Origin of the sequence: Pseudoalteromonas sp. XMcav1-K, from assembly GCF_044005875.1 — a bacterium.
GTDB lineage: Bacteria > Pseudomonadota > Gammaproteobacteria > Enterobacterales > Alteromonadaceae > Pseudoalteromonas > Pseudoalteromonas spongiae.
Window position 1 is genome coordinate 59,846 of record NZ_JBIPJE010000050.1, and the last position, 11,957, is coordinate 71,802.

Annotated in this window: 11 protein-coding genes; 6 read left to right on the forward strand and 5 right to left on the reverse strand. The window is 41.6% G+C overall.

Annotated elements, in window-relative coordinates:
* Positions 1 to 44: 44 nt before the first annotated feature.
* On the forward strand, positions 45 to 2,312 hold the full coding sequence (gene katG / locus ACHSBP_RS17090; RefSeq protein ID WP_395389731.1) for a catalase/peroxidase HPI: 2,268 nt from the start codon (positions 45 to 47) through the stop codon (positions 2,310 to 2,312).
* Between the two features lie 210 nt (positions 2,313 to 2,522).
* Here the strand turns inward: katG and ACHSBP_RS17095 are convergent, their stop codons facing one another.
* The 3 genes from ACHSBP_RS17095 to ACHSBP_RS17105 form a co-directional block, all read right to left on the reverse strand.
* Complete coding sequence (locus ACHSBP_RS17095; RefSeq protein WP_010558248.1) at positions 2,523 to 3,053, reverse strand: CIA30 family protein; 531 nt, start codon at positions 3,051 to 3,053, stop codon at positions 2,523 to 2,525.
* 106 nt (positions 3,054 to 3,159) lie between these two features.
* A complete protein-coding gene (locus ACHSBP_RS17100; protein WP_010558249.1) occupies positions 3,160 to 3,951 on the reverse strand; it encodes an amidohydrolase in 792 nt (263 codons plus the stop codon).
* A complete protein-coding gene (locus tag ACHSBP_RS17105; RefSeq protein ID WP_051320918.1) occupies positions 3,939 to 5,033 on the reverse strand; it encodes a methionine aminotransferase in 1,095 nt (364 codons plus the stop codon). The genes ACHSBP_RS17100 and ACHSBP_RS17105 overlap by 13 nt, the downstream gene beginning before the upstream one ends.
* Positions 5,034 to 5,186: 153 nt before the next feature.
* Here ACHSBP_RS17105 and ACHSBP_RS17110 point away from each other — a divergent pair, with 153 nt between their 5' ends.
* Genes ACHSBP_RS17110 through ACHSBP_RS17120 form a run of 3 tightly spaced genes read left to right on the forward strand, consistent with a single transcriptional unit; the run spans position 5,187 to position 7,023 of the window.
* Complete coding sequence (locus tag ACHSBP_RS17110) at positions 5,187 to 5,801, forward strand: methylthioribulose 1-phosphate dehydratase (protein ID WP_010558251.1); 615 nt, start codon at positions 5,187 to 5,189, stop codon at positions 5,799 to 5,801.
* A complete protein-coding gene (gene mtnC / locus ACHSBP_RS17115) occupies positions 5,798 to 6,484 on the forward strand; it encodes an acireductone synthase (protein ID WP_010558252.1) in 687 nt (228 codons plus the stop codon). The genes ACHSBP_RS17110 and mtnC overlap by 4 nt, the downstream gene beginning before the upstream one ends.
* On the forward strand, positions 6,481 to 7,023 hold the full coding sequence (locus tag ACHSBP_RS17120; protein WP_010558253.1) for an acireductone dioxygenase: 543 nt from the start codon (positions 6,481 to 6,483) through the stop codon (positions 7,021 to 7,023). Before mtnC ends, ACHSBP_RS17120 begins: the two co-directional genes overlap by 4 nt.
* A 307-nt stretch (positions 7,024 to 7,330) precedes the next feature.
* Here the strand turns inward: ACHSBP_RS17120 and mtnA are convergent, their stop codons facing one another.
* Entirely contained in the window at positions 7,331 to 8,353 is a 1,023-nt protein-coding gene (mtnA, locus tag ACHSBP_RS17125; RefSeq protein ID WP_010558255.1) for an S-methyl-5-thioribose-1-phosphate isomerase, read from the reverse strand.
* A 121-nt stretch (positions 8,354 to 8,474) separates the two neighbouring features.
* On the opposite strand from mtnA, the gene mtnK reads away from it, so the two are divergent.
* Positions 8,475 to 9,677, forward strand: coding sequence for an S-methyl-5-thioribose kinase (mtnK, locus tag ACHSBP_RS17130; RefSeq protein WP_010558256.1), 1,203 nt, complete (start codon positions 8,475 to 8,477; stop codon positions 9,675 to 9,677).
* A gap of 182 nt (positions 9,678 to 9,859) precedes the next feature.
* Here the strand turns inward: mtnK and ACHSBP_RS17135 are convergent, their stop codons facing one another.
* Entirely contained in the window at positions 9,860 to 10,528 is a 669-nt protein-coding gene (locus tag ACHSBP_RS17135) for a DUF2306 domain-containing protein (protein ID WP_010558257.1), read from the reverse strand.
* 148 nt (positions 10,529 to 10,676) lie between these two features.
* On the opposite strand from ACHSBP_RS17135, the gene ACHSBP_RS17140 reads away from it, so the two are divergent.
* Positions 10,677 to 11,873 (forward strand): helix-turn-helix domain-containing protein, encoded by a 1,197-nt coding sequence (locus ACHSBP_RS17140; protein WP_395389735.1) that lies wholly within the window; start codon positions 10,677 to 10,679, stop codon positions 11,871 to 11,873.
* Positions 11,874 to 11,957: the final 84 nt, after the last annotated feature.

Genomic DNA, 11,957 nt, shown 5'->3' on the forward strand with positions numbered 1-11,957 from the left:
TTAGCTGCGTTAATACACCCATAAATAATAAGGGGAATTCAAAAATGAAATCCATTCAGATATTAAAATATACTTCTATTGCCGCTGTTGTAGCACTATCTTTAGGCGCAACATCCGCATTTGCTAAAGACACAATGAGCAAGCCAAAAGGCGCAATTGGCATGGGCAAAGTAATGCCTAACCAAGCGAAATCAAACCTATTTTGGTGGCCAAATCAACTCGATTTAACACCACTTCGCGATCACGATGTTCGCTCAAACCCATTAGGTGAAGACTTTAATTATAAAAAAGCGTTTACACAGCTTGATATGGATGCGCTTAAAAAGGACATCGATTTTGTGCTTACTGACTCACAAGAATGGTGGCCTGCCGACTGGGGTAACTATGGCCCGTTTTTTATTCGTATGACTTGGCATGCTGCGGGGACTTACCGCACGCTTGATGGCCGAGGTGGCGCAGGCGGTGGTCAACAACGCTTCAACCCATTAAACAGCTGGCCAGATAACGGTAACCTAGATAAAGCACGTCGCTTACTGTGGCCTGTTAAGCAGAAATACGGTGAGCTTATCTCTTGGGGTGACTTAATCGTACTTGCAGGTAACGTAGCGTTAGAAAACATGGGTTTTAAAACTTACGGTTTTGCTGCCGGTCGGGATGATGACTGGGAGCCGGATATGGTTTACTGGGGACCAGAAGTTGAAATGTTAGCAAGCGATCGTCGCGATAGCGATGGCAAATTAAAGCGCCCACTGGCTGCTGTCCATATGGGCTTAATTTACGTAAACCCCGAAGGCCCAGGTGGCGTACCCGATCCACTTGGCTCAGCTAAAAATATTCGCGAATCATTTGCACGTATGGCAATGAACGATGAAGAAACGCTTTCTCTTATCGCAGGTGGTCACACCTTTGGTAAAATGCACGGCGCTCACAAAGCGAATAAGTGTTTAGAGAAAGAACCGGGTGCAGCGCCAATTGAGCAGCAAGGTTTTGGCTGGAAAAACAAATGCGGTAAAGGCCACTCGGAAGACACCGTGACAAGCGGGTTAGAAGGTGCATGGACACAAGCACCAACAAAGTGGACATCACTATACCTATCAAACTTACTTAATTTTGAGTGGAAACAATCACGTAGCCCTGCGGGTGCGATTATTTGGGTCCCTACCGATGAGTCGTTACATAAGTCAGTTCCAGATGCACACGTTAAGGGCAAGTACAATCCACCTGTGATGAATACAGCAGATTTGGCGTTAAAATTTGACCCAGAATACCGCAAAATTGCAGAGCGCTTCCTGGCAGATCCTGAAGAATACCGCCTCGCATTTGCCAAAGCGTGGTTTAAATTAACCCACCGCGATATGGGTCCACTTGATAATTACTTAGGTGACGAATATCCAAAACAAGCGCATATTTGGCAAGATCCTATCGACAAGCCAAATTACAAACTAGTAAGTGATAAAGACGTTAAAAAACTAAAAGCGCAAATTTTAGATTCAGGCCTGTCAGTATCGGAACTCGTAGCAACCGCATGGGCTTCAGCATCAAGCTACCGGGATTCTGATATGCGCGGTGGTGCAAATGGTGCACGTATTGCACTGGCGCCGCAAAAAGATTGGCAAGTAAATAACCCAGCACAAACTGCGAAAGTGATTGCCAAACTGACTGAAATTAAAGATGAATTTAATGACCGTACTTTTGGTCGCAGCAAAATTTCACTTGCTGATATGATAGTACTCGGCGGTGCAGCTGCAGTTGAAAAAGCAGCTAAAAATGCAGGGGTTATAGTAAGCGTGCCATTTGTGGCAGGACGCGGTGATGCAACCCAAGCACAAACGGATGTAAACTCATTTTCGTTACTTCAACCAAGTGCTGATGGTTTTAGAAACTACTATGAAAAAGGTTATTACAAATCACCAACCGACGCCTTAGTAGATAAAGCAGACCAGCTTGCATTAACGGTACCTGAAATGACGGTATTAGTTGGCGGTATGCGCGTGCTAAATACCAATACAGATGGCTCAACCAACGGTGTATTTACAGATAAAAAAGACACACTAAACAATGACTTTTTTGTCAACTTGCTTGATATGTCTACTCAGTGGCAAAAAGCAGGCGATGTCTACCAAGGTAAAGACCGTAAAACTGGCGCCGTTAAATACACAGCGACACCGGTTGATTTAATCTTTGGTTCTTCATCTGAGTTACGTGCTGTTGCTGAAGTATATGCGTTTGATAATTCGAAAGAACGTTTTGTAAACGACTTTGTAAAAGCATGGACAAAAGTAATGCAACTTGACCGTTTTGATATTAAATAATGAGTGAAGCTACAATCAAACAAAGGCGCATTTAGCGCCTTTTTTATAGCCAAAAAAAAAGCCCACAAAAGGTTGTGGGCAAATGGTGTACTTGTGTAAAACAACTACTTGGGAAAACTAACTTTGAACAAATTCTAAAAAACAATTCGTTGAATTTGTGGCTAGTATGCCAATAGTAAACTTAACCTAAAATTAACGGCTCTACGATAACTACACTTTTTGTAATAGTGCTATGTGCTTTACCTGCAAACTAAAATCACCTGCTTGTTTATTACTAATCATAAAACCAAGCGAGCGTACATCATCAAAACGAAGTTGATAGTCCGACTCAAACTGCCTACCGCGAAACATTAAAACAAAGTCTTGTTCGGATAAATTAAAAGTATGTTCTTTACCTGCCTTAGTTTTAAAGTGATAAACAAACGCAGGGCCGTCGTAATATCCATCTACCCGCAAGCGCAGTTGGTATTGTTTGCCATCACCTACAACCTTAAAACTAAGGGAATCAACATTGGTATTCTCAAATGAAATAGGCGCTCGAAATGATGCAAAACCACCATTATTGGCAAGTGACACATCGCCTTTAAACGTTAAATTGTTATCGCCAACAATTACGCGGCTATTTGAAACGCCTCCCATCACCGAGTCGTTTATCACCATCCATTCAAGTTGGTTAAGATTTATATTAGCGTGAGCGTTTGCTGCCATAAACAACAAACCTGTAGCAAGAGACGATTTCATTGAACACCTAAACTGTTTTGAGCTATAAAATTATTACGCTTAAAACAGCTTTTAGGTTTAATAAAACAAACATTGCCTAACGAGTGGTAACCAAACTCACGTTTGCCTACTTAATATTAGGCAGTGTAAATTGGTCCGCATCAAGATGGGCTGGAAACTTCTCTTTAAACTGAGTTAACGCCGATTTCGTCAGTTCAATTGTGATTACTTGCGCTTGGTTATCCTCGGCGGCAACGAGCGTTTCACCCGTAAAATCATAGGCAGCTGTACCGCCATTATGTGCAACTCCATTGCCATCATCACCGACACGATTGGCAGCAAGTACATAGCATTGATTTTCAATTGCTCTAGCTTGCAGCAAAGTATCCCAAATACGACGACGTGCAGCAGGCCAGTTTGCCACATTAACCATCACATCGTAATCGTTGCGACTACGCTGAAATACCGGAAAACGTAAGTCGTAGCACACCTGTGGCAACAACCTAAAACCATTGATACTAATGATTTTTCGCTCAACACCGGCATTAACAAAATCACCTTCGTTACCTAAACAAAACAGATGGCGTTTATCGTAAAATTCCACCGCGCCATTTGGCCAACACCAGTAAAAGCGGTTCGCTTTTTTACCTTGTTGGTTCACTAACACTGAGCCTGCCACTACCGCATTTAAGCGTTTTGCTTGTGCCAACATCCAATCTAAAATTGGCCCTTGCCTTGGCTCTGCGACATCTAAATTAATGGCAAAACCAGTAGCAAAAGTTTCGGGCAGTAAAATTAAATCAACCGACTCTAGATTGCTCAGTTGTTCGCTCAAGGTGTTTAAATTTTTATTAACGTCTAGCCATGCAATATCACTTTGCACTAACGCGACGTTTAAGCTGCTATTTATAGCTGACATAACTTCTCCGCTGCGGCGATTAAGGTGGCGTCTTCCTTAGCAAAACATAAACGAATCACACGGTCGCCGGGGGCATTTTCATAAAACACACTAAGAGGAATCGCAGCAACACCAACTTCTTTTACTAAATATTCGCAAAATGCCACATCATCTAACTCTGAGATGGCGGAGTAATCAAGCAGTAAAAAATAGGTACCTTCACTTGGTAACAGTGTAAAACGGCTATTTGCTAATGCATTAGTTAACACATCGCGCTTATGCTGATAAAACGCACTTAATTCATCAACATGGTTTGGCTGCTCTTTAAGCATGTCGGCTAATGCCAGTTGCGCAGGGGTAAAACTAGAAAACGTCACATACTGGTGAATTTTACGAAACTCCACCATCAGCTTTTCAGGAGCCACACAGTAACCCATTTTCCACCCTGTGCAGTGGAAGGTTTTACCAAAACTCGATACCACAAAACTGCGGGCAAACAGTACGTCATCGCCAAGCGCACTTAAATGTGTGGCGCCATCAAAGCAAATATGCTCGTAAACTTCATCGCTGATGAGGTACAAATCATGCTGTTCAAGCAGTAGCGTTAACGCATTAATGTCTGCTTGTTTTAGCGTTTTAGTACTTGGGTTATGTGGCGAATTAATAATAATCGCTTTGGTTTTATCGGTAATTGCGCCGGCGACCTGCTGCCAATCTATTTGGTAATTTGGTGCAGTTAACGCGATATGAACCGCTTTACCACCGGCAAGTTCAATCGCTGGCTGGTAAGAATCATAGGCAGGGTCAAACACAATCACTTCATCATTTTGGCTGACGAGAGCTTGAATTGCGACATAAAGCGCCTCAGTTGCACCTGATGTAACGGTTACCGATGCCTCTGGTGAAATCGTTAAAGCGTATTTTCGCAACACCAAATCAGCAATTTGTTGTTGTAATGCGGGTACACCACTGGATGGCGAATATTGGTTAAATCCTTGTGCGCTGTAAAAATTAAGTTTGTTTTTAAGCGCCTCTGGCGTATCAAACTCTGGAAAACCTTGTGATAAATTAAGCGCTTGATGCTCATTTGCCAATGCGGTCATTTGCGAAAAAATACTGACGCCTAAATTTGGTAATTTACTTTGCACACGATACCTCTAATCTTGATGGTGCTTTAACAAAAGCGATGCTATCATTGCCGAAAACGGATGTATAGCCGTCTAAAAGTTTGAGTTTTTATATTCGAGTAACCTATTATGCATAATGATGCCGCAAAAAGTGCATTGATTGAAGCGGGTCGTTGGGTCAGCGATAAAGGCTGGGTACCAGCAACTGGTGGTAATTTTTCAATTAAAACAGACACGGGATTTGTTGTGACCGCAAGTGGCCATGATAAAGGACACCTTGCCCCTGAACACTTTTTAGAGCTCGATCAGCAAGGCGCTATTTGCAAAGGCCAAGGAAAGCCATCTGCCGAAACGGCACTTCATTTAAAACTGTACCAACTTCAACCAAGCACTGAATGTGTATTACATACCCACTCTATAGCCGCCACTGTGTTATCGCGTTTTATAAAAGCTGATACCTTGGCAATTCAAGGCTATGAAATGCAAAAATCATTACGCGGCATCACCAGTCACGAAAGTACGCTTACTATTGCCATTTTTGATAATGACCAAGATATTGACCGCTTGGCGGAACTTGTTGCAAAACGCCACGAGCAAGAGCCAATTGTTCATGGTGTGCTTATTCGCGGTCATGGTTTATATGCAATGGGCAACAGTGTGGCTGAAACACGTCGTCACATTGAAGGGTTGGAGTTTTTATTCGCATGCGAGCTTGAGCGCATTAAGTTGGAGTCATCACTATGATTAAAGCCATCATTACCGATATTGAAGGCACAATTACCCGCATTTCATTTGTAAAAGATATTTTGTTTCCCTATGCGGCAAAACATATTGCTGCATTTGTTGAAGAAAACCAAAACGATGCCACGGTAAAAACGCAAATTAATGCAGTAAAAGCGGAAATTGCCAAACCAGACGCCAGCCTTACTGAGGTCATAGATGCACTGCAACATTGGATTGCAACGGATCAAAAAATTACCCCACTTAAACAACTGCAAGGACTAATCTGGCAAACGGGTTATCAACAAGGTGATTTCACAGGCCATATTTACCCAGATGCCTATGACTTTTTAAACCAGCAAAAAGACGCGGGCATAAGCCTTTTTGTTTATTCGTCTGGCTCGGTAAAAGCACAACATTTGTTGTTTGAACATTCTGACTATGGTGATATTCGCCCGCTGTTCAGCGTTTATTTTGATACCCATGTTGGCGGTAAAAAAGACGCAAGTTCATATACCAATATTCTTGAAAAGATTGGCTTTTCAGGCTCTGAGGTGTTGTTTTTAAGCGACATCGTTGAAGAGCTTGATGCCGCTAAAAGTGCGGGCATGCACACCTTGCAGTTATGGCGTGATAACCAAGAAAAAAGCGACCAACACCCAGCAATTGACGATTTTAACCAATTTGATGAAGCATTATTTGTATGAGCAAACTAACTATTTACCGTCACGACGATGCAGTAAGCACTCTGCTACAGAGCGAAAACTTTACTGAAATTCAGCAACAACTTAATCAAGTAGGTGTGGTATTTGAGAACTGGCAAGCAGCATTTGAAATTGACGCAAGCCACAGTTCAGATGATATTTTAAACGCCTATGACGCCGATATTAAACGTGTGCAGCACGACGGCGGCTACCAAACGGTGGATGTAATTTCACTTGCTAAAGGTAATCCAGCGGCGGCTGAATTAAGACAGAAATTTTTATTTGAGCATACGCATAGCGAAGACGAAGTACGCTTTTTTGTAAAGGGCCAAGGCTTATTCTGCCTGCATTTAGACGACAAAGTGTATCAAGTGCTTTGCCAGCAAGGTGATTTAATTTCAGTGCCGGCTAACACTAAGCATTGGTTTGATATGGGCAGCGATCCTGAGTTTACCGCAATTCGTTTTTTCAATAACGAAGCGGGTTGGGTGGCACAAAGCACCGAAAGCAAAATTGCCAATGAGTTTCCAATCTTGGATTAGAGCGTGTTGATCTTTATGGTCTAAATTCTGTTCAAATCCAAAGCGTTTTGATCGCGGCGTTGCTTTGTAGGCCTAGCAAGCTAAGTCAAGAAGCAACAACAAAGAACAAAACGCTTTGGGTTGAACCTGTTAGGCAGCGTCTGTTTGGCGTTTATACTGCGTTATCGTTCATTTATGTAGAGTACTACACTACAATCACTCTGCCTTGTCTAAATGCCAAACAAACGGCTGCAGAAATAGACAGCAAAGGTCAACACGCTCTAAGTAGAGCACCGAATGGTGCTCTTCTTATATTTAATAAGGCTTATTAGAGCTGTTTTAACGCGCCATCTTTTACTTGCTGTAAATTGTAAACGCCGGTATCAAGTACCCAACCCGTTACTAGGTGTGCTGGCGTTACATCAAAGGCAGGGTTAAATACCTTGGCATTGTTTGGTGCCCATTGGCACTCACCAAAGCTACCACTGACACCTTTTACTTCAGCATCAGCACGCTCTTCAATCGGGATATGTTGACCACTTTCACAGTCAATATCTAAGGTGGTGATTGGCGCAACCACATAAAACTCAACATTATGAAAATGTGCCAACACGGCTAAATTATAGGTACCGACTTTATTGGCAAAATCGCCATTAGCTGCAATGCGATCTGCACCCACAAAAATCTTATCTACTTTACCCGCAGCCATTAAACTGGCGGCCATATTGTCACAAATAAGGGTGTACGGAATTTGCCAGCTTTCAAGCTCAAATGCCGTTAAACGACCGCCTTGCAGTAATGGGCGTGTTTCATCCACCCAAACATGAATATCACCGTATTTTTGATGGGCGTGGTGAATTACCCCAAGTGCCGTACCTACCCCTGCTGTTGCTAATGCACCCGTATTACAGTGAGTTAAAATATTATCGCCCGGTTTTACAAGCGCAGCACCTAGGGTTGCCATGGATTCACACAGCGCAACATCTTCATTAAATAGCTGCTCTGCAGTTACTACTAATGCGTCAACAAAATTATCTTGAGCTAATGCTTGGCGCATACGCTTCATGCAGTGCATTAAATTAACCGCAGTTGGACGCGTTGCCTCTAAATCATTTATTGCCTCTGCAAGTTGGCTATGCGATAGACCTTGCTCAGCTAAATGAGCAACTAGCAGGGTTGCAGCTAAACCAATTAGCGGCGCCCCACGCACTTTTAACGTCAAAATCAATTCTTGCATCTCAGGTACACTGTTACACACATGCCAATGCTGCTGGTGTGGTAAAAGGTACTGATCTAAAACGAATAACTGTCCGCCTTGATATTTAAGACTGCGTGCGAGCAAATTTTGCATGCTGTGAAACTCCAAACTATTAACGCGATCATTTTACACCAAGACACAAAGAAGTATAGACATCTAAACATTCATCAGTATAGAATTCCGTAATTATCTGTATTTTTGAATAGCGAACACCATGGCTGACTATATTGCTTTTGATAATGAGCGTGCACTTAACTATGTTGCACAGTTAAACGAATTTTTTGCCCCTAATGCTCAATTAACCTGTAATGAGTTTGGTGATGGCAATCTCAATTTAGTCTTTCGCATTGCTGATGAAAACGGTAATAGCATTATTTTAAAGCAGGCATTACCCTATGCCCGTTGTGTTGGTGAGTCGTGGCCTTTAACCCTTGATAGAGCGCGCATTGAAGCGGCGGTGCTTGAAAAACATGGTGCAGTGTGCGAACCATACACAGCAAAAGTGCTGCACAAAAATACCGAACTTGCCCTAACCATTTTGGAAGATTTAGGCCATATGACGATTTTGCGTGGTGAACTAAACCAAGCAACAACCTTTCCAAATTTAGGCAGCCAACTTGCAAACTACCTGGCAACCACCAGCTTTTATTACTCAGACTTTTATTTAACACCTGCTGAAAAGAAAGCCTTGGTCATTGAGTTCACAAACCCTGAGCTGTGCGCCATCACTGAAGACTTATTCTTTGATGATCCGTACCGCACATCTCTGCGCAATAACTACCCGGCGACACTTGAAGGTGAGGTAGAGAAGCTTCAGCAAAACACCGAACTTCACATTAAAGTGGCTAAATTAAAGCAACTATTTTTATCGTCGCCACAAAGCTTATTACACGGTGATGTGCATTCAGGTAGTATTTTTGTTGATGCGCAATCAACTAAGGTGATCGACCCAGAGTTTGGCTTTTTTGGCCCAATTGGTTTTGATTTAGGCTCGTTTATCGGTAATTTTTTACTTAATTATTGTGCGCAAAATGCCCGAATTAGTGAAATTCCAAAGCGCCGCCAAATGCAAACCTACTTACTGACGACGATTCAGCAAGTGATCAACGAATTTGCAGCAACCTGGCTGTCACTTGCTAAAGCGCATACCCGTGATTTATCACTTCAGGCACCAGGCTATACAGAGTATTTTGTAAACCAAATCATTAAAGATGCACTTGGTTTTGCCGGCACTGAGCTTGTTCGCCGCACCATTGGCCTTGCCCATGTATCAGACATTGATGGTATTGAAGATGAAACCGCACGACTGCAAGTACAACAGCAAACATTAATCCTAGGTGAGCAACTTATTTTACATGCCGAGACCGCTCACGATAAAGAGTCAGCATTTAATCTGATTATTAGCCTCGTTCAGTAAAAATAAGCTCAGTAAAAAGAAGCACAGTAAAAATAAGCTCTATAAGTTTCAGCCTAAAAAGCCAGTAACCGTGTTACTGGCTTTTTTCTAAACTGCTTTAATTGATGTATCTTCACACTTTAGTACCTAACTCTAAACATCTTCATGTTCCCTTAAATACCTCAACGTTTACCAATTAATCGCTAGCTATGGTTCTTTTTAAATAACCAATGTGCAATTTGAAGATTCAAAACCAAGCCGATTAAACGCCCATAGTCATGCATAACTTCAGCTCCCACATTACCCATTAACATCGCGATAATTTCTAAAAATAGTGGGCTAACAACCGCTAAACTGGCAGCTGCTGCAAAATACACCCAACGCTGATGCTGTTTGAAATCCTTTTTAATTGCATACTTAACAGCAATAACAAACGTTAAGAAAATAGCTATCGCAACTATCACCAAACTCACATAGCGCGCGCCAAATTCATTAGGCGAAAATACATGATGCATCCACACGCCAGACGCCGCCATCACACACGCAGAAATAAAAGCAAAGTAGCCATTAATTTTATGATAGCGCGGTTTTGTGTGTCTTAACTTTGGTGAAAACTGAAATGGCATTGTTAAAAAAAACACAATACCTGATATGCCATGGCAAATAATCACAAGTGGCATATCAAAATAGCGCACGTTAATCATTTCACTGAGCGGCGACTCAATACCACTACCCATTACAACTAAGGCAACAATAAATACTGCTGGTATTGCAGGAATACCTATCATAAAGAGTAAAAAGCTAACACCAGCCCAATTAAACGGTGTTTTAAATTCATTTGGTTCTATCATCATTGCATTTTGGTATGTCATTTTTTAATCCTTACGCCATACGCTAGTTAAGTTAGAAACGATTATGTAAAATACCTAGAGCAATATCGTTCTAATCTGTTGAGCAGAACCAAAAAGAAACAACAAAAACAAATAAGATATTGTTTATAAAGAAATAAAAGGATTTAACTTGCAACCACCAGAGATTTACTTATTTGCGATTAACATTGCAACAATGACCTTATTAGGCTTTAACGCAAGTTTACTTATTACTAAAAAACGCCAAAATTTCGGCTATGCTTCCCTTTCTTGCTGCTTTATTGCCATTGCAATTGTGATATGCCAACCCAGCTTAAAATTACTCGCACCAGAGTGGCGGCAAACGCAACTTATCGTATCGTTACCTGCATTATTATTAATCGCCCCAAGCTTTTGGTTTTACATTAAAAGCCTTACAGCAGAATCGAAATGGACGCTTACCAAACACGACAAATGGCATTTTGCTTTGCCTGTAATCGGACTATTTATTTCACTTTTTACATTAGTTTTACCTAACGAGATTCAACACGGGCTTTTGGTTGTCGGTGATGATGCGGTGCTTGAAAGCGTATCCCCCTTCTTGCGATATAGTGTGTATGCTGGGTTAATTATCACCTTTTTGTTGGTGATAAGCTGGGTATTACAATCGGCATTTTATGTGGTTAAAACCATTGTTCGTTTAAACCGCTACCGCACACATTTAAAAGATATTTTTGCCACAACAGAACAAAAAGAAATGGGTTGGCTTACAGCACTAGCACTTTTAGTAGGCATTCCTTGGGGGTTATTTGCCATCAATCTAACGCTCAATAATTTGCTGTTCCCAAGTGAAATGTATACGCCCTTTTCAAGCTTACTATTACTGATTGCTGTAACCTTTTTAGCGACTTGGGCGCTTCGCCAAAAACCTGGGTTTGAAGAAATATTTGATGATATTAATAAGGATGATGAACCTAGAGTGTTGTCAGCAACGCAGAATAAATATAAAACTTCGGCATTAAGTGAAGACAATTTACAGCACATTGCAAACAAATTGGAAAACGCAATGCAGCAAGAGAAAATCTATTTAAACGCCGCCTTGTCACTGCCTATACTTGCAAAAAGTATCAATACTTCTTCCAACTATATTTCTCAAACATTGAACGAGCGTTTACAAGTCAACTTTTTTGATTATGTAAATGGCTACCGTGTAAAACACGCTAAGAATGAACTCACAAACAGCAATAAAACGGTACTCGATATTGCAATGGATGCGGGTTTTAACTCTAAGTCGGCGTTTTACACCGCCTTTAAAAAATACACCGGTATCACCCCAATGCAATATCGCAAGCAGCACACTAGCCTCTAACGCATCGAGGCTGTAGTGCTTAGATTAGCTCGCGCTATTTTACCAGCAGCTACTGCCTCTTCTCACCATAACTGACAAACAAGC

What these genes read in the sequence shown, in the direction of transcription:
- katG (WP_395389731.1), top strand. Translation starts at nt 45, where the DNA reads ATGAAATCCATTCAGATATTAAAATATACTTCTATTGCCGCTGTTGTA.
- ACHSBP_RS17095 (WP_010558248.1), bottom strand. Translation starts at nt 3,053, where the DNA reads ATGAAATCGTCTCTTGCTACAGGTTTGTTGTTTATGGCAGCAAACGCT.
- ACHSBP_RS17100 (WP_010558249.1), bottom strand. Translation starts at nt 3,951, where the DNA reads ATGTCAGCTATAAATAGCAGCTTAAACGTCGCGTTAGTGCAAAGTGAT.
- ACHSBP_RS17105 (WP_051320918.1), bottom strand. Translation starts at nt 5,033, where the DNA reads ATGACCGCATTGGCAAATGAGCATCAAGCGCTTAATTTATCACAAGGT.
- ACHSBP_RS17110 (WP_010558251.1), top strand. Translation starts at nt 5,187, where the DNA reads ATGCATAATGATGCCGCAAAAAGTGCATTGATTGAAGCGGGTCGTTGG.
- mtnC (WP_010558252.1), top strand. Translation starts at nt 5,798, where the DNA reads ATGATTAAAGCCATCATTACCGATATTGAAGGCACAATTACCCGCATT.
- ACHSBP_RS17120 (WP_010558253.1), top strand. Translation starts at nt 6,481, where the DNA reads ATGAGCAAACTAACTATTTACCGTCACGACGATGCAGTAAGCACTCTG.
- mtnA (WP_010558255.1), bottom strand. Translation starts at nt 8,353, where the DNA reads ATGCAAAATTTGCTCGCACGCAGTCTTAAATATCAAGGCGGACAGTTA.
- mtnK (WP_010558256.1), top strand. Translation starts at nt 8,475, where the DNA reads ATGGCTGACTATATTGCTTTTGATAATGAGCGTGCACTTAACTATGTT.
- ACHSBP_RS17135 (WP_010558257.1), bottom strand. Translation starts at nt 10,528, where the DNA reads ATGACATACCAAAATGCAATGATGATAGAACCAAATGAATTTAAAACA.